We start from the raw sequence: 21,711 nt of genomic DNA, 5'->3' as shown, positions 1-21,711 counted from the left end.
CTTTTGAAACCTTGGATGATTTAGAGGAGGTTTTATTTCACCGATGCCAATCTCTACTTCAGCAGCAAGATTTGATTTAAGGACTAACTGGTTTTCATTGGTGGACTAGAATTGGAGCTTAACTATAAGTCATTTAACGGACTTGATATGAAACTCAGTATGCAGAATAACCTCACTTGATTGCAGTAACATCACTGAATCTGCTCTAATTGGTTCTACATTGACTTCAGTGGGATTGATGGTAGTAAGAGTAATTGATTCGCCCAATAACCAAGCGGCAAAATCGGCGGAATACTGCTCAATGAGGAACTTTGAGATGTTGTCAATCACTGGTAGAGCAGAGAAGTTTTACAACTTTATCTTAAATTGGCTTCGGGGAATTGGGCGATCGCATCAAAGCTGAAAAATCTAGGCTAACTTTCCATAAGATTTACTTATAAAACGCAAAAGTTTTTCAAAAGCCTACGAATAGCTAATTACAGCCGTTTTCCTACAAAATTAAGATATAAGCAAACCCAACTTATGTAAACAGTAATTTTACTAGGAAATTTACAGCTATGAGCTTCATTGATTGTTTATTTCTCACCTTGGCAAACGCTGTAATCTGCATTGCTCTACCCAAAGCAATCTCTGTATTTAACCTCCGCAAGAACAGAAGTAGTATCTAACCTTTTTGCCGCCGCCACAAAGCCCGGACTAACTTAATCTCATCATAGGTATAGCTTTCCCCCAGATGCTCGTAGATACTCTTGAGGGAATCTGCACCAACAGTTTTTATCGCTTTGATAATAAATTGCTGACGCACAGGAATTACTAATTGATCTAAGTCTACAGGCTGATTCATTTCGATCAGTTCAGCTAAGTGACTTGCAATTGTACTTGTGCTTAAACTGCGCTCAGTGGCTATTTCTGCGGTGTCTAGTCCTTGGCGATGCAGTTTAAGAGTCAATAATTGACTATCTGATGGGAAAGATGCTATCGCACTTCTCACCTCTACCTTAACTGACTGCTGAGTATAAGAGGCGATCTCTGCAACAAAATACTGTCCATACTGAGCTAACTTACTACTTCCGACTCCAGAAATTTTACTAAATTCCTCTAAAGTTTGCGGCTGCAATTGAGCCATTGTTTTCAAGCTAGAATCAGCAAATACTATATAAGGCGCTACTCCTTGTTCGTCGGCTAGTTTCTTGCGTAAGCTGCGTAACTTTTGATATAGCATCTCTATATCCGCAGCTTTCGGCGTTTCTTTGTTATCAACTACAGGGTTTGGTGCAGTAGTAATAGCAATTAAAACTGTTTTTTTTCGCCGCATTACTTCCCAACTAAGAGCATTTAGCCGCAAAACAGAGTAACCATCATTCGTTTGCCCTAATAAACCTTGATGTAACAAACTTCGCCCCAAAAGCCGCCAATCATCGGCAGTTCTATCTTTACCGATGCCATAAGTAGTCAATTTATCGTGATTGTACTGTAAGACTTTTTGACCTTTTGAGCCGCGCAACACATCAATAATGTGACTCATGCCAAATCTTTCTTGACAACGCGCCACACAAGAAAGAAATTTCATCGCTTCAACTGTCCAATCTTCTTCGGGTTTGGGGTTACAGCAATTATCGCAGTTGCCACAATTACCCCCAAAACTTTCGCCAAAATACCCTAGTTGAATTGTGCGACGGCATACTGTACCTTGAGCGTAGTCTATAATTTGCCGCAGTTGTTGTTTAGCAATGCGTTGTTCTTGAACATCAGTTTTTTGCTCAATCAAATACTCAACAGTTTTGACATCGCCATAACCAAAAAAGATTGTACACCGCGCCGCGCCGCCATCTCTCCCTGCTCTACCCGATTCTTGGTAATAGCTTTCGATATTGCGAGGTAAGTCATAATGAATTACAAACTTGACATCTGACTTATTAATTCCCATCCCAAAGGCAACTGTTGCAACCATTAAACGGGCATCATCTCGAATAAACCGCGTTTGATTAGATTCTCTCTCTCCATCGCTTAAGCCAGCATGATAAGGCAAAGCAGAAATGCCATCTTGTTGCAATTTCATTGTAATATCATCTACTTTGCGGCGGCTGAGACAGTAGATAATCCCCGCACCTTCAGTTTTGGTTACTAATTGTTTTAATTGGTTGTAAGCTTGCTTTTGCTTGGGTTGTACGTCGTAGTAAAGATTGGGGCGATTGAAACTTGCAACGTGAATTATTGGTTTTGTTAGATTGAGTTGTTGAATAATATCAGTACGAACGCGATCGGTAGCTGTAGCCGTAAGAGCTATAGTAGGAACGGTTGGGTAACGTTGGCGCAAAGAGCGTAATTGACGGTAATCCGGGCGAAAATCATGCCCCCATTCTGAAACACAATGCGCCTCATCAATGGCAAAACTGGCAATCCCAATTTGATGCTGTACTAAATCTATAAACGGTAAAAAGCGATCGCTTAATAACCTTTCGGGGGCAACATAAAGCAGTTTTACTTTACCACTAAGGATTGCTTCTTCGCGCGACTTTACTTGGTAGGAAGTTAGCGTACTATTGAGAAACGTTGCCTCAATCCCGTTATTTTTCAACGACTGCACTTGATCTTGCATTAGGGCAATTAGCGGCGATACCACTACTGTTAAGCCTTTTCTAAGCAACGCAGGCAACTGAAAGCATAAAGATTTACCGCCACCAGTGGGCATTACCACTAGCAAATCTTGATTATTTAGCGCTTGTTCAATAATCTGCTGTTGACCTAAGCGAAAGCTAGTGTAACCAAAATATTTTTTTAAGGCAGATTCTAAAGACTGTAACTGAGGCATATTAGCCGAACTTTGCAAGGATTATAAATATATTTTCGCATTGACAAGTGGGAATCCGATCTTGTAGCAAAGGGGGTAGGGAGGTTAGGTTTATTTATGTACACTTACCTAAATTACCTCAAAATCATGCCGAAAGCAGTTTGGAATGGTACAGTTTTAGCCGAGAGCGATCGCACAGAAGTTGTAGAAGGAAACCATTACTTTCCGATTGACTCCATCAACAAGGAATATTTCAAGGAAAGCAGCACCCACACAAGTTGTCCTTGGAAAGGACAGGCTAGTTACTATAGCGTAGAAGTAGACGGGCAAGTAAACAAAGATGCTGCCTGGTACTATCCCAGCACCAAGGAAAAAGCCAAGAATATTGAAGGTTATGTAGCTTTCTGGAAAGGCGTAAAAGTCGAATCGTAGTATTAGGGGGCGTTATGCCCCTATTTAAAGATAGGCTGAAAGTACGATCGCATAAAAAATATGGAGAATAATTTTAAAATCAATATGAAAACCATCAAACAATTTACAGCTATCATTGAACGCGAAGGCAACGGATATGTTGCTTTATGTCCTGAATTAGATATTGCCAGTCAAGGCGATACCGTTGAGCAAGCAAAAAGTAACTTAGCTGAAGCTTTAGAATTATTTTTTGAATGTGCCAATCCAGTGGAAATACAAAACCGTACCAAAGCTGAGGTTTTATTACTAGGCTAGAGGTAGCGGTTGGGTAGCTTAAAGATTTTGTCAGCGCGGGAAGTTTGCCAAATACTAGAAGAACAAGGAAAGTAGCCGATTAGTATACTTGTACTAGCAAGGCGCGCAAAAGAATTCAAACCCCTGAAATAAGAACAAACTTTATCTAAAAATTATCCTAGTATCTGTTCTACAGCAATAATAACATCGGCGAAGGCTTGTACAAATATTTCACCTTGCTGAAACTTTTGAATATTCTGATAACTATTATCTGTAGGTTCTCTGAATATTTCTACGACTTGCTCGTTTACATCTACTAGCCATACTTCTATAATTCCACTACTCGCATACAACGGAATTTTGACAGCGAGATCGCTTTCAATAGTAGTATCGGCAACCTCTACTAATAGCAATATATCCTGGGGCTGAGGATGTCCGGCGGCGTAAAAGTCATCGCGGGGCTTAAGTAAAGCCACATCAGGCTGAGGTTCAGACAGGTTGCTTAATTCTACGGGATCTTGTACGGCAACTATAGCGCGATCGCCCAATACTTGCGAAAAAAGCCTATTTAATCGCTTGACACAACTAGCATGACGAATACCAACGGGTGACATTTTGACAATTTCTCCTTGGATTAGTTCAACGCGCTCGTCGTCGCTTAGAATACCTGCAACTACCATCTGGTGATAATCTTGGGTAGTAAATTGTCGTTTTAATAGTTGAGTGACCATAAATCTCCTCTTGTTAAATGTAATATTTGTAGCAATTTGTTTAAATGTTTGCTACAATCGTTAAGCCAAATAGGCGGATGTGGCGGAATTGGCAGACGCGCTAGATTTAGGTTCTAGTACCGCAAGGTGTGAAGGTTCAAGTCCTTTCATCCGCATTAATTAAGTTGTAGCTGCTTTTGCTGTCTATTTTTGAATGGAAATAGGCAACCTTTGCGATCGTTTGATAATTATCAACAAAAACAATACTTCCAAGGCTGGCGAGAAAAGAGACAATAATAAATTATAAATATTCTCGTCTAAAGCGCCGAAAACTGGGAGTCAGTTAATAGTGGTATTACAAGTAGAAAAAAACACCTACGAAGCTAAAGTTCAAGAAATCGCCAAGCAACTCCTAGCTGCTACGCGGGAGAATCGCTCGTTTTTAACCTCGTTGCGCGATCAAATGCGTTGGGATGATAAATTACTAGCCTGGACGATGAGCAATCCAGGTTTACGGGTGCAGTTGTTTCGCTTCATTGACTGCTTACCTGCTTTGCACAATAAGCCAGAAATAGCCGCCCATATGCAAGAGTATTTGCAAGATGATTCGGTAGAACTTCCTTCCGCGCTTAAGGGATTGCTCAATTTTGCCGCTCCTGACTCAATCCCTGGACAAGTAGCCGCGACAACGGTTTCGACGGCGGTAGAAACTCTAGCGCATAAATATATTGCTGGCGACAGCATGAAAGAAGCGCTGAAAACTATTGAGCGTTTACGCAAAAATAAAATGGCGTTTACCCTCGATTTGCTAGGAGAAGCCGTAATTACGGAAACTGAGGCGCAATTTTATTTAGATCGCTATCTTGATTTGATGACGCAATTGGTAGAAGCTTCTAAAAAGTGGACGCAGATCCCTAGTATTGATAGCGCTGATGGCGAAATCTTGCCGCAAGTTCAAGTATCTGTAAAGCTTACAGCCTTTTATTCTCAGTTCGATCCGTTAGATGCGGCGGGTAGTGAAGAAATAGTTTGCGATCGCATTCGCATATTACTACGCCGCGCCAAGGAATTAGGGGCAAGCGTCCATTTTGATATGGAACAATACGCCTATAAAGACTTAACTCTATCGATATTGAAAAAGCTGTTGATGGAAGATGAGTTTCGCAATCGTACTGATGTCGGGATGACAATTCAAGCTTACCTGCGTGATAGCGAACAAGATACCAAAGATTTGATTGCTTGGGCTACTCGGCGCGGTTATCCTTTAACAATTCGGCTAGTTAAGGGCGCGTATTGGGATCAAGAGACAATCAAATCAATGCAGAAAGACTGGAAACAGCCAGTTTACAATGATAAAGCGGCAACAGATGCCAATTTTGAAACCATTACTCAGTTGTTGCTAGAAAATCACGAGTATGTGTATTCAGCCATTGGTAGTCATAACGTGCGGAGTCAAGCATTAGCAATTGCGATCGCTGAAACCCTAAAAATTCCCCGCCGTCGCTTTGAAATGCAAGTATTGTATGGCATGGGCGACAAATTAGCCTCAGCTTTAGTAGCTAGAGGGCATCGAGTGCGCGTTTATTGTCCTTACGGCGACCTATTGCCGGGAATGGCGTACTTAATCCGGCGTTTGCTTGAAAACACTGCTAATAGCTCGTTTTTGCGTCAAAGCATGGAAGAACGCCCGGTAGAGGAGCTTTTAGCGCCCCCAGTTGTAGATAATCTCACTACTCCTAAACACACTTTAGGCTTTGCAAATGCAGCAGATACGGACTATGCAGACATGGAATTAAGAGAAGCAGCGAGTAGAGCATTTATTAACGTCCGTCAACAACTAGGTAAGCATTATTTACCGCTAATTAACGGCGAATATCAACAGACAGAACAAACCGTTGATTCCGTTAATCCTTCCAACTACAGTGAAGTTATTGGTAAAGTTGGGCTAATTTCTGTAGAACAAGCAACGATCGCTATGGCGGCGGCAAAAGCAGCCTTTCCCGCGTGGCGCAAGACACCTGTAAAAGAACGGGCGGCGATATTGCGTACTGCTGGCGATTTGATGGAGCAAAGACGCGCAGAGTTGTCTGCTTGGATAGTTTTAGAAGTAGGTAAGCCTGTAAAAGAAGCCGATGGGGAAGTCTCCGAAGCAATCGACTTTTGCAACTATTACGCTGACGAAATGGAAAGATTAGACGCAGGTTTTAGCTATGATATCGCTGGAGAAACAAACCGTTATATCTATCAACCGCGCGGAATTGCTGTAGTTATTTCGCCTTGGAATTTCCCATTAGCGATCGCAGCAGGGATGACAGTAGCGGCGCTAGTGGCAGGAAATTGTACGTTGCTTAAGCCTGCGGAGACATCTTGTGTAATTGCGGCTAAATTTGCTGAAATCTTGGTAGAAGCAGGGATTCCTAAAGGTGTATTTCAATATGTGCCAGGAGTAGGATCGCTTGTTGGGGCGTATTTCGTCAAGCATCCTGATGTCCATTTAATTGCCTTTACAGGTTCTCAAGAGGTCGGCTGTCGAATCTACGCCGATGCAGCCGTTGTACAGCCAGGACAAAAGCATCTCAAGCGCGTAATTGCCGAAATGGGCGGGAAAAATGGCTTAATTGTTGATGAAAGCGCCGATCTCGATCAAGCTGTCGTTGGCGTTGTCCAATCTGCTTTTGGTTATAGCGGACAAAAGTGTTCTGCTTGTTCGCGGGTAATAGTTTTAGCGCCAATTTACGATGAATTTGTAAAGCGTTTAGTTGAAGCTACGCGCAGCCTCAACATTGGTTTATCCGAATTGCCTAGTACCCAAGTAGGCCCGGTAATTGATGCCAATGCTAGAGACAAAATTAAAGAGTACATCGCTAAAGGCAAGCAATCAGCCGAACTTGTCTTAGAAATGCCCGTTTCTGATAGTGGTTATTTTGTCAGTCCGACAATTTTTAGTCAAGTTGCGCCGCAGAGCGCGATCGCTCAAGAAGAAATTTTTGGGCCAGTAATTGCCGTAATAAAAGTAAAAAACTTTACCGAAGCGATTTCTGTTGCCAATGGTACAAATTTCGCCCTTACTGGCGGACTTTACTCTCGTACTCCTTCCCACATTCAACAAGCGCAAGCAGAGTTTGAAGTCGGAAACTTGTACATTAATCGCACAATTACGGGAGCTATTGTTGCTAGACAACCCTTTGGCGGTTTCAAAATGTCTGGTGTAGGGTCAAAAGCCGGAGGCCCTGATTACCTACTCCAATTTTTAGAACCGCGCACCATTACCGAGAACATTCAGCGCCAAGGTTTCGCACCCATCGAAGGCGTGGAATAGATACGAATTTTGATGTAGAGACGTTGCAATGCAACGTCTCTACATTATTCTCCCACCTTTTAAAAATCAAACTATATATACTTTTTCAGCAACAATTCTAGCTTTTGCTTAGTTTCTTGAGGAACTTTATCCAACGGAGTCAAAATTGCATATTTTAAAGCTGAATGCGCTTCCGAAGGCGGCGGATTTTCGCTTAAACGCTTAACAGTTTCTTGAATTACTTTTTGAGCGTTCGTTGCATTGCGCTGTAAATTAGCAATTACCATTTCTACTGTTACGCTGTCGTGGTCTGGATACCAACAATCGTAATCTGTCACCAAAGCTAAAGTAGCATAAGCCATTTCTGCTTCTCTAGCCAATTTTGCCTCTGGTAAATTGGTCATGCCAATAACTGTAGCGTCCCAACTACGGTAAAGATGAGACTCAGCTTTAGTCGAAAATGCTGGCCCCTCCATACATATATAAGTACCGCCACGATGCAAAGTCACGTCCGTTAAATTGAGAGACGCGATCGCCTCTCTCAAAACTTTGGCTAATTGCGAACAAACGGGGTCAGCAAAAGCAATATGGGCAACGATCCCTTCACCGAAAAAGGTTGAAACTCGATCTTTTGTCCGGTCAATAAATTGATCTGGGACTACCATATCTAGCGGTTTTGCTTCAGCTTTCAACGAACCAACGGCGGAAGCAGAAATTATATACTCTACTCCCAACTGCTTCATTGCATAAATATTCGCCTGATAAGGCACTTCTGACGGTAGCAGCGTATGATTGCGCCCATGACGCGCTAGAAATGCCACAGAAGTTTCTGCCAAAGTCCCCACAATTAAAGCATCCGAAGGCGAACCAAACGGGGTAGAAATTTTTACCTCTTTGACATCTTTGAGAGCTTCCATTTTGTAAAGTCCGCTACCGCCAATGATGCCAATTTTTGTTTCAGCCATCTTGCCTTTCCTCTATTTCGCTGCAATGTCCAGCTATTTTACTGGAAAAGGAAGCTCCCTTTTTAGTTATTTCAAATATTGCTAATCTTCTGTTAGTTAGTAAGTTAAAATGTCAAGCTAACTATGTAAAACTTAATATCTTTATGGCAATAAAAAACCGTTCAAACTTTGTTTTTCAATAAGTTTACAAACGGTTTTAGGTAATATTTAATCAGTCAAAGGAGGTTTCTAAATTACGCCTGTACCTTTACCACGGTGATCGCCGTCCATTGTTAGTTCGCCTTCTTTATCGTGATTGACTTCGGCTAATTCTTCGATGCGATCAGCTTTTTCTTGTGCTTCTTCTTGCTGGCGATCGCCGGGTTCATCATAATACATCTCTGGTTCAACAGCGTAATTATTTGCTAAACCTTCTTGATCTACCGTTGCACCACCAGTAGTATCAAGGCTTTTGTCGGCGGCTTGTTCGTGAGCAGTTTCTCGATAATCGCCACCTTCTCTATCCATCCGTGCGGCTACTTCCGCAGGAACAATGCCTCTATCGGCGGTAGAAGTAGCCATTTCATCATTTATAGTAGTTTTTTCCTTTGAAGAAGCTTCGTTATTCATGAATCTTGCCTTAAAAAAGGTTGATATATTATGTTTGATTACATTACAACTATTTCTAATTAAATGTATCTACCCTCAGTCTTAACTATTATTTTTAGCTAATAAATTATTAATAATTAGACAAGAACCTATAAATTTCTTTACTCTCTCCCTAATAGCCAAAAGCCACTATAAGTCATGCCCGAATTGTCAGGTTGTATTAATAAAAAATGCAATCTTTTTGTTAATTGTTGACGAGTTGCGTAAGTAACCGCCGCAGAAATTACTTCTTTGTCTGTAAAGGTATTGACAATATAGCGATCTCTTAAACCTGCTTCTAATACCAATCCACTAGGATCGCCAGGAATATAGTTAAGCGCCACCGGATTAACACTTTGCAACCACCGTGCTAGTTGCATTGATTTTTTACCGCCATCAATTACAACGCCAGGAATAGCAACAGTAGAAGCTAATCCTAGGTTGAGCGGTAATAAAAATTCTGGCATCTCTTTGACAGGAATGAGACGCTGGGAAAAGCCTTCTACAATGTCTCCAGCGCTAAGACTTGCAAAACGCCACTGCTGACCCCATAAGTTGGCTGGTAACGGTGTGGGTGGCGGTTTATCGAGGGCTAAAGGGTTATATTCGCCGTTGTTAGCGGGATAGGAACGTTCTTGCAACCACTGTTTTAAGGCAAAAGTCCGGCGAGTTGCTTCTACGGCAATTCCCAAGTTTCCGGCGGCTAATTGGATTAAGTTTAACGATTGCGGACGAAATACTTGAATTAAATCCGGTTTTTGGTCTTTGATTGCTATTTGTAATTGCTCAGTTAACCACTTGGCGGTTGCTTGAGACTGAGGACAAAAAGCAACATAAGTAAATGAGCGATCGCCATCGCATAGCAATAATTCCCACAATACTTCCCCTGCTTCGTTTTGCAGAGGACGACGATAAAAGTCAGCTTGCCAAATTTTCATGCCTTGATTACTTACTAGCAAAGTTACTCAGGCGTTGGGGGGGCCAAAAACGAACAACAGCTTTGCCAATCATGCGATCGCGGTTTAAAAATCCCCAAACGTGACCATCGTAGCTTTTATTGCGATTATCTCCCAAAACTAAGTAAGATTTTTTTGGGACAATTTGTGGCCCCCAGTTGTAGTTTGGTTGAGCAGCAATATAATTTTCTTGCAAGGGTTGATTATTAACGTATACTTGCCCACCTTTGACCTCGATTTGCTCTCCTGGTAAGCCAATAACTCTTTTGATAAAAGGATCGTTTGACTTTTCTTTTTCTACAACTGCTTGAGGTGGGGTAAATACCACTACGTCTCCTCGGTGAGGGCTGATAAAGTTGTAGCTGATTTTATCTACTATTAAGCGATCGTTGACTTCTAAAGTTGGTTCCATTGAAACTGAAGGAATCAAATAGCATTGAGCGGCGGCTATTTTTACCCCAAAAGCTAAAGCTAAAGTCAACCCAATAGTTTTTACACCTTCTTGTACAGGGTTCTCAGACTTGCTTAATTGAAAACTTTGTAAATTTATTGACTTAGCAAATGATTTCACGATGCGTCTCAGTATTATCACTAGATTCTATTCTAAAACTTATATCGTTTAATCTATCAATGTGCGTAATTATACGGAAAATATGCTAAAGTCGGTATTCTGTGACTAATGTAAGATTAACCCATTCTCCCCGGTTATTGTAGGTACGAATCAGCCTTTGACGCTCATTAGGCGACTTCATCCATCCAACTTCAAGAAAAAAACCAGTTGCCGATTTTAGTTGCACGGGGCAGGTAGCAGAAGCGCTATCAGGGAGCAGCAAGACTTGATATCCGGTATCAAAACTAATAATCGAACCTGCAACCGTAGCACTGGATGTAATAGTGCGTTCGGGAATCGTTAAATGCTGTAATAGTTTACTTTCCCCTACCCGTTCGATTTTGAGCAGCGTAGAGTAAGTATCGGGCGATCGCCAATCGGGGTATAAAGTTATAGCTTCCCCTTGCCACGTCCCGATTAAATCATTTACTGTTAGTGGTGGTTTTCCTAATTCTGTAGCATCAGCAAGTTTTTCTCGAATTAAAGTTAATCTTTCTAACTGACCGCTTTTATCAAATAATTGAACTAAACGCAGACGGCGGCTTTGATGTATTAATCCTAACTCTGCGCCAAATTCGGTAAAAGGGGCAAGTTGAATTGAACCTGTAGAAAAAGCCCCATCCTCAAAAAATAAAATTCCCCGTCCTAAGGAACTCGAACTATAGTCAAAAGTTTTTTCTTCTGGAGGTGAATTTAGCGGTAAGCGGCGGACGATTTGATGAATTGTTTGATTATCGTTCAAACCTGTAAAAGAAACTACCGTTGGTGTGTCTTCTAGCAACTCACCTTGAGGAGACAAGCGCGTAAAGGAACCATGCCATTCGCCTAGATTTTCTAAGAAACATTGCCATTGAGATTTCATAATACTGGTGTTAGCGGTACTTCCACCATAAAACAAGTTTGATTGTGATCGCTATGGGCGACAACAATAGTTCCCCCGATCCGGCTAAGTATTTGCTTCACTAGAGCAAGTCCTAAGCCTGTCCCGCCACGCTTCCAAGGGTCGCTATTAGGAATGCGGTAAAAACGCTCAAATACTTTCTGGCGTTCGCTATTGGCAATTTCTACCCCAAAATTTAAGACGCTTATTTGCATCACTTCTTGGCAATTGACAGCTTTAACTACAATTTTTTCGCCGGGAGGAGTATATTTGCAAGCATTATCTAATAATTCTGTAAAAACACGCTCTAAAGAAGCAGAGTCGCCAATCAAATTTGGTACTGTTTCTGCCACTTCTATAGTTAACTGCTGTTGTTGATTTTTGAGTCTCTGGCTAAAAGGTTCGGCAATTTCTGATAGCCAGGTTTGCAAATTGATTGATGTCAATAATAAAGGTTGTATCCCTGCATACATTTGTTGCAAATCTAACAAGTCATCGATTAAATTCAATTCTCGTTCGCACTCATTTTGTAATATTTGATAATAACGGGCAACTTTGTTTTGTTCGTTGGGGGGTTTTCTAATTTCGGCAAACAACTCTTGAGAACGATTTAAAGATATTCCTAGCATTTGAATAGCCATTTTCATATTAGATAGAGGCGTGCGGAGTTCGTGGGAAACCGTGCTTAAAAAGTCATCTTTGAGATTATTTAGTTTTTCTAATTCCTGTACTTGGACTTGGGATGCTTGATACAATCTTGCTTGTCTCATAGCGATCGCGCATTGATTAGCCACTTGTTGCAACAACCGAATTTCTAAGTCGCTAAAAGCTTTATCTCGTTGCTTAAATAACCATAAATCGCCCAAAGCCCCGCGATCATCAAAAATTGGGCAAGCCAGCATTGCCACTTTACCTTTCCAACCTGGTACTAATTGGCAAAATTGAAAATACTGACCTTGCAATAATTGGTTGTACCCGTCTTGAAAATCTGTCATTTTAATGACTTTTCCCTGACAGGTGGGTAAAGACGTGGTGTATTCGTAGCTAATTGTTGCTGTTGCTTCGGAGATATTGTACAAAGCACTATCGCAACCATCAACATTTAGAGCTACAGCGAGTTCCCATACCGCTACTTGCAAAATGTGGTTTTCGTCTAAACTATCGCGCACATCGTCGCTAATACGTTTGAGAATTGCCTCGTAGTCGAGAGATTGTTGTAATTCTTTGGTACGCTCTTTAACTTGATTTTCTAAGTTAGTATTTAGCTCAACAACTTGCTGGTATAGCTCCGATTGCTGAATTGCTATAGATAATTGAGTAGCCAATTGCTTGAGCAAGTCTATTTCTAGTTTCTGCCATTGGCGCGGCCCTGAGCATTGATGAATAGCAAGCAAACCCCAAAACTTACCTCCATAGAGCAAAGGCACTGTTAGACTAGCTTTAACTTGCACTTGCTGCAAAAATTGGTTGATGACAGTGGCGCTTTTTTGCTGTTCAATATCATTAAGTACGCGGATATTGCCTCGACTATATTCTCCTAAACGTTCCCCAAACAAAGGTGTAGCAATTTTTATATCTAACAGTGAGGTGTAACTTGGTTGAGTTGATTCGGCGACTACGGTAGTTATTTCAGTTTTGGGTTCAACTTGATAAACCAATACGCGATCGCAATTGAGAAACTGGCGAACTTCGGTGACAGTAATATTAAGAATTTCCTCTAGATTTAGGGATGCGCTAATTCTCAAACTAATCGCACTCATCAATCTTTCGCGCTCGGTTTGCTGACCTAATTCTGCAATTAGGTGTTGTCTTTGCGCTATTTCTTGTAATAAAGCTTCGTTAGCTTGACTTTCCACTATTTGCGATCCAACTTGCTGTTTTAAATAATTAGGGCGGCTCTACTTGTAAAAAAAATCTAGGTAGAGTGTTGTCCAAGGATAACTTATATTTTTTGCTCTGTCTGGGCGATTGCGCATTTGTTACCAGACATTTATTACAACACATCTATTTTCTGACAATTTGCACTTTTAAGTAAGTTAGGGCGGCACTACCCAACTTCATAATTTTAGCAAGCCTGACATACATTAGGTGCGATGCTCTGCGAGCGCGCTTGCGCTATCGCCAACATAATTGAGCATAGCCGTTTAACCTTTGCGTACCTGTAAAAATAGTCGGAGTTTGCCAACAATTGTTAAGATAAAAACTAATATAGTCTTGGTAAAGACGAGTTATAGGTATTTCATGGCTTCTATAGTTGCAGTTGAAAAGCACAAGTTAACTAATCCTCCCTTAGAACTTTGCTATTTGGGCGATCGGGCTTTACGGCAAAACAATAAACGGGTGGCGAAAGTAGACGCAGAAATTCGTCAATTAGCACGGGAAATGCTTCAAACAATGTACAGTGCCGATGGGATTGGTTTAGCCGCGCCCCAAGTAGCCGTACAAAAACAGCTAATCGTCATCGACTGCGATCCAGAGAATCCCGCTAATCCACCCTTAATACTAATTAATCCGATGATCGCGCGCCTCAGCCCAGAGTTATGCGTAGCTTCGGAAGGTTGTTTGAGCATCCCCAATGTGTATATGGATGTAACGCGCCCTCAAATGGTAGAAATAGCCTACAAAGACGAACATGGTCGTCCGCAAACCTTAACAGCGACAGAATTACTATCGCGCTGCATTCAGCACGAAATCGATCACCTTAATGGCATACTATTTGTAGATCGCGTTCAAAATAGCATCCAATTAACTCAAGAATTAACTAAACAAGGCTTTTCGGCAAAAGCTGTAAAACCCATCCCTCAAGGTAAATCGTCATGAATGCAATGACCCCCAAAAGCGGTTTATTTTTAGGTGGTTGTTGTATAAGTGCGATCGCTTCAGTAGGTTCAATTTTTGAACTAGCTTCTGGTACTCCTGATTTAGGCAGCTTGAATACAAGTATTATTTTAGCCCTGAGTGTTCCTTTAACAGTGTTCTGTTTCTTTGCTGCTGTCCGCGATGCCAATAAGCAGTAGCAGTTGCCTTGATTACGTTTAATAAATTCGCGCTTTAGTTGTATGCTGTTGCTACTTGCAGCATGGCAAAGATGAAAGAGCAATTTGGTGAGGGGTATTATTTACAGCAATTGCCGACCACCGCAGGGATCGCCAATGCTGCGCCACCCGTTTCTCGCCGCTACTTACTTTCCCCAGACCAAGAGATTGCGATCGGACGCGATCCTAGCTGCCAAATTGTGCTTGATAGCTCCTATGGTGTAGTGTCCCGCCGCCATGTCGCCATCCGTCCCTTAACAACGAATAGTTGGCTCCTTTGCGACCTCAATAGCGTCAATGGCACGTATATCAATGGAGAATCGCTATTAGGATGCCGAAAGTTACTTGTAGGCGATCGCTTTATTCTTGGTAACAACGGGCCAGAGTTTAGCTTTCAATTTTTCCAAGCCCCGCCACCGCCAGGTAGCCTAACTCCAAACTCGCAAACCGATCCCGGAGTCAGTTTTACTCAGTTATTTCCGATCTTTTCCACCGGACGAGATTTAACTAAAAAAGGTTATTTAATCCCAGGTATATTTACTGTCGTATTTGTAATATTAATGTTTGCCACTGTAGGACAACCAGAGACAGCATTTTTTAATCAAATGCTTGTAGCTATCTATTTAGCTGGAATTGCCTACTATTTTGTTTATCAACTTTGTGGCAAACATAAACCTTGGTGGGTATTGTTTAGCATGGCAATAGCTACCGGATTAATCTTACTAAGTCCGATATTACCCCTATTTATTTTAATTTTCCGTAATATTCTCCCCGGACGCTTACCCCTACTTGAGGAAGCAATTGGTTTTCCTCAATTGTTGCTAAGAATGTTCTTCGGCGCTGGGTTGATGGAAGAATTACTGAAAGCTTTGCCGATAATAGCTGCTTATTTGATCGGTCAGAAGCTTCGCACTCCTTGGCGAGAGCGCATCGGTGTTTGGGAGCCTTTAGACGGCATTTTGTTAGGTACAGCTTCGGCGGTGGGCTTTACACTAATCGAAACTCTCGGTCAATACGTCCCAGAAATTAGCCGCAATGTAGGCTGGCAATCGGGAGAGGGGATTGGTCAATTGGTAGGATTGCAGTTATTAATTCCCCGAATTATTGGCTCTGTAGCCGGACACATGGCTTATAGTGGCTATTTGGGTTATTTCATTGGTTTAAGCGTATTAAAGCCGCGCAAACGCTGGCAAATTTTAGCGGTGGGATACTTCACGGCGGCGGCTCTTCATGCGTTATGGAATGCTACAGGTCTACTTAGCGGCTTATTCTTAGCGCTGGTGGGGATATTGTCTTACGCTTTTTTGATGGCGGCGATTCTCAAAGCTAGGACTTTATCGCCAACGCGGAGTCAAAATTTTGCTACTGGTTTTATTGGTAGCAAGTATGATTAATCTAACTCTCTGCGACCTTCTAAAGCTCTAGCTAAAGTGATTTCGTCTGCATACTCTAATTCGCCACCCACAGGTAGCCCAAAAGCAATTCTCGTAACTTTTGTAAAAGGCTTAAGCAATTGTCCTACATACAAAGTTGTTGTTTCGCCTTCTACGCTAGGACTAATAGCTAAGATAATTTCTTTAGGCTGCTCTTGACTAACTCTCCGCACCAGGGGTTGAATGTTTAGTTGCTCTGTACCAATACCTTCCATAGGCGAAAGCACTCCCCCTAATACATGATATTTGCCGTTATACTCTCTAGTTTTTTCCAGAGCAATTACGTCACGAGCATCGGCAACCACACAAATTGTATTATTATCGCGGTTAGAGTTACGGCAGATTTCGCAAGTCGGCTGGGCAGATAAATTAAAGCAAACTGAACATAAGCCAATTTGTTGTTTAGCTTCAACTAAGGCTTGAGCTAAAGCTTGTACCTCAGCTTCGGGGCGTTTAAGTATATGTAGCGCTAGGCGTTGAGCGGTTTTAGGCCCCACTCCTGGTAAGCGTTGTAGTTGCTCTATTAATCGAGCTAAAGGGCGTGCGTAAACCGTTGTCTTATCTCCAAAACGTTCTATATCTATAATGACACTCTGAAGTGAAGGAAGTGCGATCGCATATTAAAAACAAATAAAAAGCGCCCTCCATGATGGAGAGCGCTTTAAATATATTAGCTATGTCGGGTTAAAAATTAACCGTTGATCGCTGGAGCAGTTAGAGCAACTGGTGTCGCTTCACCCGCAGCCAAGTCTAGAGGGAAGTTGTGAGCATTGCGCTCGTGCATTACTTCCATTCCTAAGTTAGCGCGGTTGAGTACGTCTGCCCAAGTGCCGATTACTTGTCCTTGAGAGTCAATTACTGACTGGTTGAAGTTGAATCCGTTGAGGTTGAATGCCATGGTGCTGATGCCCAAGGATGTAAACCAGATGCCAATTACTGGCCATGCTGCTAGGAAGAAGTGCAAGCTGCGGCTGTTGTTGAATGATGCGTATTGGAAGATCAACCGTCCGAAGTAGCCGTGGGCTGCAACGATGTTGTAGGTTTCTTCTTCTTGTCCGAATTTGTATCCGTAGTTTTGGCTTTCGGTTTCTGTTGTTTCACGAACTAGGCTTGATGTTACCAAGCTGCCGTGCATGGCGCTGAATAATGAACCGCCGAATACTCCGGCTACTCCTAACTGGTGGAAGGGGTGCATCAAGATGTTGTGTTCCGCTTGGAATACTAACATGAAGTTGAATGTTCCACTGATTCCTAAAGGCATCCCGTCGGAAAATGATCCTTGTCCGATTGGGTAGATTAAAAATACTGCTGTTGCTGCGGCTACTGGTGCGGAATAAGCTACTGCAATCCAGGGGCGCATTCCGAGTCTGTATGATAGTTCCCACTCACGTCCCATGTAGCAGAATATTCCGATTAAGAAGTGGAATACTACTAATTGGTAAGGGCCGCCGTTGTACAACCATTCGTCCAATGATGCTGCTTCCCATATTGGGTAGAAGTGCAAGCCGATGGCGTTCGAGGATGGTACTACTGCACCGGTGATGATGTTGTTTCCGTAGATTAATGAACCTGCTACTGGCTCGCGGATGCCGTCGATGTCTACTGGTGGTGCGGCGATGAAGGCGATGATGAAGCAGGTTGTTGCTGCTAGTAGTGTGGGGATCATCAATACTCCGAACCAGCCTACGTATAGACGGTTTTCGGTGGATGTTACCCAGCTACAGAATCTTTCCCATACGCTGGCGCTTTCGCGTCTTTGTAATGTTGTTGTCATTTCTTTATGATTGCTTGATTTTTGGATAATCAGAAGTTTTTTGCTTCCTTGTATTCAATCTACCTCCTCTATTTAGTTTTGTAAAGGTATTTTAATTTGGCTAAGGTTATGAGAGTAATCAGTTTTGCTTATAGTTCAACCGGGGGGCCAAGTCATTTGTCTGCCGCCCAAAATGTGTAAGTGAATGTGGGAAACGGTTTGACCGCCATCATTGCCAGTATTAATGACCAAGCGGTAGCCATTAGTAAGCCCAGCATTGAGAGCAACTTGTTGAGCCGTCACTAATAAATGACTCATTAAGTCTTGATCGCCAGATGTAACATCAGCTAAAGATTTAATTGGCTGCTTGGGGATAACTAAGATATGGACGGGGGCTTGAGGATGGACATCTTTAAAGGCGATCGCCAATTCATCTTCGTAAACAATATCTGCGGGTATTTCCCGACGAATAATTTTACTAAAAATTGTCTCTGTAGTTTCACTCATGCAGATTCACAGGTATTTCTGCTACAGATTCTAAATGGTTATGGTAATGAAATAAATGTTAGCAAGAGTATGGAGTGCGGCAATTGTTGGGATTGATGCCGTCAAAGTAGGTGTAGAGGTTGATATACAGTGACTAATTATTTGTCGTCGGTGACACATTAGTGTCATTATTACTATTTAATTGTCGTCGAGACAAATTAATGTCTTTTAAGTGTCAGTGACGGATTAATGTCATTAACTTACAGAGACTGTAGCGATGATGTCAACGTATCACTCTTTAACTTTAAACGAACTTTGCTCAAGGTTGTGTTGCAAAAAATTCTTAGTCGTAATAGTCCTCAGTTATTGGTAGCTACATTCCACGTATATTATCTGGATAAATAAGCAAACACCAAATGTAGAATTTGACTGTCAACTATTACAAATTGCAGAGAAACATTTTGAACTCATGTTGCTTTCTTTTCGGCATATTCTTTTCCATTGCCATCCCTTTTAGTTTAAGACTTACCTGTTCCTTGACCTGCTGTTCGTTCTGCACACTAACGAAAGTTTGCAGCCTTTAAAGCTATTATCGAGGGATATTTTGAGTTTGGCTTCAATCCATACTCTTGCTCTTTCAACCCACCTAGTACCTGGAGGCTTGTTTGACATCCAGGCTCCACTGTTTGCTTGCGAAATTATTACTTTCAACCCGCCTAGTACCTGGAGGGTTGTTGTGACTTGCGGGGTGATTCCTTTATTTCCAGTAGAAACAACTTTCAACCCGCCTAGTACCTGGAGGGTTGTTGTGACTCTAGTGTCACCTCTGGGGCATACCAGCTTTTCCTTTCAACCCGCCTAGTACCTGGAGGGTTGTTGTGACGTATCCCTTAATAACTTAGAATAAGTAGATTTAACTTTCAACCCGCCTAGTACCTGGAGGGTTGTTGTGACTTTTTTATATAAAAATACTAATATTTACTGTCGCTTTCAACCCGCCTGAGTACCTGGAGGGTTGTTGTGACACCACCAAGCTTAAAATACTGTGGGGCAATGTTTCTAGATGTCACAAGCGCGAATGTCCCTCAATTTACTATCTGAGCCTCAGCCTTAAGAATCACTTTTTGATAAAAAAACGATAAAAGCCAGACTGGACAAGCTATTTGGAACTTGCGCGGGTATCTGAGAAATTTTGCCTCAAATTTAGTTCTTCAAAGGAAGAATTGGGGAGGGTTCCCCCTTGATCGGGGGTGATTCAGTAGCCACTACAGCAGTACATCCGCGCCCTTATTGCTGGGAGCGCACCTATCCTGTCATAAAGACAGCAGCATCAGGGTGAGTAGCTACTAGGGTCAGAAAGCAAGACTATATTGCTACAGCCAAACTAACCCTCATTTAACACAGTTCAGAGGCTGTAAACAGCATGAACTGCGGCGCTATTAAATATTCTATTATCAAGGTTCGGATATCTGTCAACTTTGCCTAGCTAGGCGCAGCTTGTAAGCAGAGAGTGCTAATTCTTGTGCTTTGTCTTGGGGACTACCACGAACAGGTTGTTTACCTTCTTCAATCACAATTCCCATCTGAGTAGCTTTACTTTGAATGTTTTGAAGTAATCTGCCATAGCTCCATTGATGGACGTTTACTCGATATTGCTTGGCATAATTTTTTTGAATTTCTTTGGAACCAGGACATTTTGCCTCGGCTATGGCTTGAATTTCACATTGAATAATCTCTCGCATATCACCCAGCTTAGGCAATACTATACTGCCTGCAAAATAGCTTTGTGCGATCGCTACAATTTCTTTAGCCAATAATCTGTCTACATACTGCCCTAACTCAGAAGCTCCAAGTTGGTTGGGAGAGAAGCTTTTTTGGGCTTTGTGGCGTTCGTGGGATAAAGATTGCTGTTGTCGTCTTTGGCGATTTAGAAGCTCGTAATTTTCATTAAGTAGTTGTCTGGTACTCCGGCAAGCCAAGACTTTGTTGGTGAGCGCATCTACTACCGCTACTGTGGCAGGTTTCTCTAGTCCTAAGCTTACTCCAACCAAAATGTTTGATTGACCTTGGTAAACAGGTTTATTGGGACGCTCAAAGGAATTATTTATTCGAGTAAGTGTTGATTGTTTACGCTGAACAAAAGCTTGCTGAGTGACACTCAGGTCTGTCTTCTCCTTCATCTTTGTAATAAATTTAGTAATCTCATTTGTTTTTTCCTGGCGCACTTGTTCTGTGCCTTCAGTAGTCCACAGGCGAGTATCAACACAGCAGTAGAGAGTTAAGTGGTGAAGTTCCCAAGGTTCGCCTTTACCTTTGCCTTCAAGCCAAGCTAAACGACCATTTCTAAGGGTAAACAAGCCACTAGAATGCTGATTTTTGCTTTTACGTTTAGTCTGTTGGTCTTCTAAGAAGCGTTTAAACCAATGCAGTTGACGACTATCGCAGTACACTTCAAAAGTTAAATCGCTCAAGCCATTGAAGTGGACACATAGCCGACCTTTTTCATTTGTTGACCAAACAAGGTCTTCGTTTGTTTCAAAGACCAGGGGAAAGGGGAGGAGACTCGATCTGGTTAATAAAATATCTTGCCAGCGTTTGGCTTCAGCATTGTCTTCTGGAACAGTAGTTGTAGCAGTAAAGAGTGTTTCCAACCATTTGGCATTAGCCAAATCTCGACCTTTAGGAATTCGACTTGTTAGCTTTTCTGTCAGCCTTTGAATTTGGATTTCTAGCTTACGACGGCGTTTAGCAAATTGTTCCGGATCTTCTTTGTCCTTCAGTTTACAGCCATTTTTCAGCAGATAGCTGATGGCGCTACGACGGAGTCTGTCTTCGGTATTTTGGTAAGCATCAAATAATTTATGAGATAATCCCCGGTCAGAATTTGAAGTAGATGATTTTTTTGATTTCTTAGTCTTTCTTCTTTCAATTAAAGGAGCATTAGCGTCAGATTCTGGCGTAGTCATTGCCAAAATATCAGCAGCTTTGGTACGAATCTCCTCTAAGCTACAAAAGCTAGTTTCTACTAATTCAGCATCACTGTTGAGCATTTCTAGCCAGCGTATTTTGCCATCTAGCTGCTGCTGTAAACGTTTATGGATTGCTAACCAAGATTTGTAGATGTAATCGACAACATGAATTGCTGATGTATACAAACGACTGGGCTGACCTACAAAGCGAAGATCCGTTTTCAGGGGATGGCAAAGTTGGCTAACAACAGTTGATGGCAGTTTGCCATTTTTCCGCCATTTCTCAAAGTCTGGATGTTTATTAAGCTGTTGAAGTATTTCGTTAATTAGGGGTGTATTTAATTGTGCCATCAACTTCCAAAGTTGTTGACGAGTGGATGTACTGGCAATTAAGCGGCATTGAACGGTACTTTGACTCATGAAAATACAATATCACAAAAACACATAATGTTGTTTAAAAATTTAGTGTGTTTCAGGAAATGCTTCTATAGGA

19 protein-coding genes, 1 tRNA gene and 1 CRISPR repeat array are annotated in these 21,711 nt (G+C 41.9%); of the genes, 7 read left to right on the top strand and 13 right to left on the bottom strand.

All coding sequences use genetic code 11. The features are described 5' to 3' along the window. Positions 1-129 precede the first annotated feature (129 nt). Positions 130-330, bottom strand: a complete 201-nt coding sequence (locus C7B70_RS03325) for an Rpn family recombination-promoting nuclease/putative transposase (protein ID WP_199192021.1) — start codon at positions 328-330, stop codon at positions 130-132. 334 nt (positions 331-664) lie between these two features. After that, complete coding sequence (recQ, locus tag C7B70_RS03320; RefSeq protein ID WP_106367643.1) at positions 665-2,812, bottom strand: DNA helicase RecQ; 2,148 nt, start codon at positions 2,810-2,812, stop codon at positions 665-667. 126 nt (positions 2,813-2,938) lie between these two features. Here recQ and C7B70_RS03315 point away from each other — a divergent pair, with 126 nt between their 5' ends. Then, complete coding sequence (locus C7B70_RS03315) at positions 2,939-3,223, top strand: DUF427 domain-containing protein (RefSeq protein WP_106367655.1); 285 nt, start codon at positions 2,939-2,941, stop codon at positions 3,221-3,223. An 84-nt stretch (positions 3,224-3,307) separates the two neighbouring features. Beyond that, positions 3,308-3,517: a type II toxin-antitoxin system HicB family antitoxin gene (locus C7B70_RS03310; protein ID WP_199192020.1), complete on the top strand. Its 210-nt coding sequence runs from the start codon at positions 3,308-3,310 to the stop codon at positions 3,515-3,517. Between the two features lie 152 nt (positions 3,518-3,669). Here the strand turns inward: C7B70_RS03310 and C7B70_RS03305 are convergent, their stop codons facing one another. Then, positions 3,670-4,227 (bottom strand): Uma2 family endonuclease, encoded by a 558-nt coding sequence (locus C7B70_RS03305; protein WP_106367642.1) that lies wholly within the window; start codon positions 4,225-4,227, stop codon positions 3,670-3,672. 73 nt (positions 4,228-4,300) lie between these two features. Between C7B70_RS03305 and C7B70_RS03300 the strand changes: the two genes are divergently transcribed. Both C7B70_RS03300 and pruA read left to right on the top strand, forming a co-directional pair. Beyond that, positions 4,301-4,382 (top strand) — tRNA-Leu (locus tag C7B70_RS03300). Between the two features lie 173 nt (positions 4,383-4,555). Next, positions 4,556-7,525, top strand: a complete 2,970-nt coding sequence (pruA, locus tag C7B70_RS03295) for an L-glutamate gamma-semialdehyde dehydrogenase (protein WP_106367641.1) — start codon at positions 4,556-4,558, stop codon at positions 7,523-7,525. A 71-nt stretch (positions 7,526-7,596) separates the two neighbouring features. Here the strand turns inward: pruA and C7B70_RS03290 are convergent, their stop codons facing one another. The 6 genes from C7B70_RS03290 to C7B70_RS03265 all read right to left on the bottom strand — a co-directional run bounded on the left by C7B70_RS03290 (position 7,597) and on the right by C7B70_RS03265 (position 13,398). Continuing rightward, positions 7,597-8,469, bottom strand: coding sequence for an S-methyl-5'-thioadenosine phosphorylase (locus tag C7B70_RS03290; protein ID WP_106367640.1), 873 nt, complete (start codon positions 8,467-8,469; stop codon positions 7,597-7,599). Between the two features lie 228 nt (positions 8,470-8,697). After that, positions 8,698-9,078: a hypothetical protein gene (locus C7B70_RS03285; RefSeq protein ID WP_106367639.1), complete on the bottom strand. Its 381-nt coding sequence runs from the start codon at positions 9,076-9,078 to the stop codon at positions 8,698-8,700. A gap of 140 nt (positions 9,079-9,218) precedes the next feature. Then, positions 9,219-10,034: a Tab2/Atab2 family RNA-binding protein gene (locus C7B70_RS03280; RefSeq protein WP_106367638.1), complete on the bottom strand. Its 816-nt coding sequence runs from the start codon at positions 10,032-10,034 to the stop codon at positions 9,219-9,221. Between the two features lie 7 nt (positions 10,035-10,041). Beyond that, positions 10,042-10,623 (bottom strand): signal peptidase I, encoded by a 582-nt coding sequence (gene lepB / locus C7B70_RS03275; RefSeq protein WP_106367637.1) that lies wholly within the window; start codon positions 10,621-10,623, stop codon positions 10,042-10,044. An 85-nt stretch (positions 10,624-10,708) separates the two neighbouring features. Beyond that, the gene (locus C7B70_RS03270; RefSeq protein ID WP_106367636.1) at positions 10,709-11,524 is read right to left on the bottom strand and encodes a DUF3598 family protein; all 816 of its coding nucleotides are present in this window, start codon (positions 11,522-11,524) and stop codon (positions 10,709-10,711) included. Then, a complete protein-coding gene (locus C7B70_RS03265) occupies positions 11,521-13,398 on the bottom strand; it encodes a GAF domain-containing protein (RefSeq protein WP_106367635.1) in 1,878 nt (625 codons plus the stop codon). Before C7B70_RS03265 ends, C7B70_RS03270 begins: the two co-directional genes overlap by 4 nt. Before the next feature lie 385 nt (positions 13,399-13,783). Here C7B70_RS03265 and def point away from each other — a divergent pair, with 385 nt between their 5' ends. The 3 genes from def (at position 13,784) to C7B70_RS03250 (ending at position 15,971) form a co-directional block, all read left to right on the top strand. Then, entirely contained in the window at positions 13,784-14,362 is a 579-nt protein-coding gene (gene def / locus C7B70_RS03260) for a peptide deformylase (RefSeq protein ID WP_106367634.1), read from the top strand. Between the two features lie 5 nt (positions 14,363-14,367). Beyond that, positions 14,368-14,559, top strand: coding sequence for a hypothetical protein (locus C7B70_RS03255; protein WP_199192029.1), 192 nt, complete (start codon positions 14,368-14,370; stop codon positions 14,557-14,559). 71 nt (positions 14,560-14,630) lie between these two features. After that, positions 14,631-15,971, top strand: coding sequence for a PrsW family glutamic-type intramembrane protease (locus C7B70_RS03250; protein WP_106367632.1), 1,341 nt, complete (start codon positions 14,631-14,633; stop codon positions 15,969-15,971). On the opposite strand, the gene recR is transcribed toward C7B70_RS03250, so the two are convergent. From recR to cas12k, 4 genes are all read right to left on the bottom strand, one after another. Continuing rightward, positions 15,968-16,588: a recombination mediator RecR gene (gene recR, locus C7B70_RS03245; protein ID WP_106367631.1), complete on the bottom strand. Its 621-nt coding sequence runs from the start codon at positions 16,586-16,588 to the stop codon at positions 15,968-15,970. The two genes, C7B70_RS03250 and recR, sit on opposite strands and share 4 nt — an antisense overlap. A gap of 113 nt (positions 16,589-16,701) precedes the next feature. Next, positions 16,702-17,784 carry a photosystem II q(b) protein gene (gene psbA, locus C7B70_RS03240; protein ID WP_106367505.1) on the bottom strand — a complete coding sequence of 361 codons (1,083 nt, stop codon included), beginning with the start codon at positions 17,782-17,784 and terminating at the stop codon, positions 16,702-16,704. A 135-nt stretch (positions 17,785-17,919) separates the two neighbouring features. Further along, the gene (locus C7B70_RS03235; protein ID WP_106367630.1) at positions 17,920-18,270 is read right to left on the bottom strand and encodes a histidine triad nucleotide-binding protein; all 351 of its coding nucleotides are present in this window, start codon (positions 18,268-18,270) and stop codon (positions 17,920-17,922) included. A gap of 613 nt (positions 18,271-18,883) precedes the next feature. Continuing rightward, a CRISPR array of direct repeats spans positions 18,884-19,274; the repeat unit is 37 nt; unit sequence CTTTCAACCCGCCTAGTACCTGGAGGGTTGTTGTGAC. A 447-nt stretch (positions 19,275-19,721) separates the two neighbouring features. Next, complete coding sequence (gene cas12k, locus C7B70_RS03230; protein ID WP_106367629.1) at positions 19,722-21,638, bottom strand: type V CRISPR-associated protein Cas12k; 1,917 nt, start codon at positions 21,636-21,638, stop codon at positions 19,722-19,724. Positions 21,639-21,711: the final 73 nt, after the last annotated feature.

Source organism: Chlorogloea sp. CCALA 695, from assembly GCF_003003885.1.
Taxonomy (GTDB): domain Bacteria; phylum Cyanobacteriota; class Cyanobacteriia; order Cyanobacteriales; family Chroococcidiopsidaceae; genus Aliterella.
This window is presented reverse-complemented; position numbering and strand designations above follow the sequence as displayed.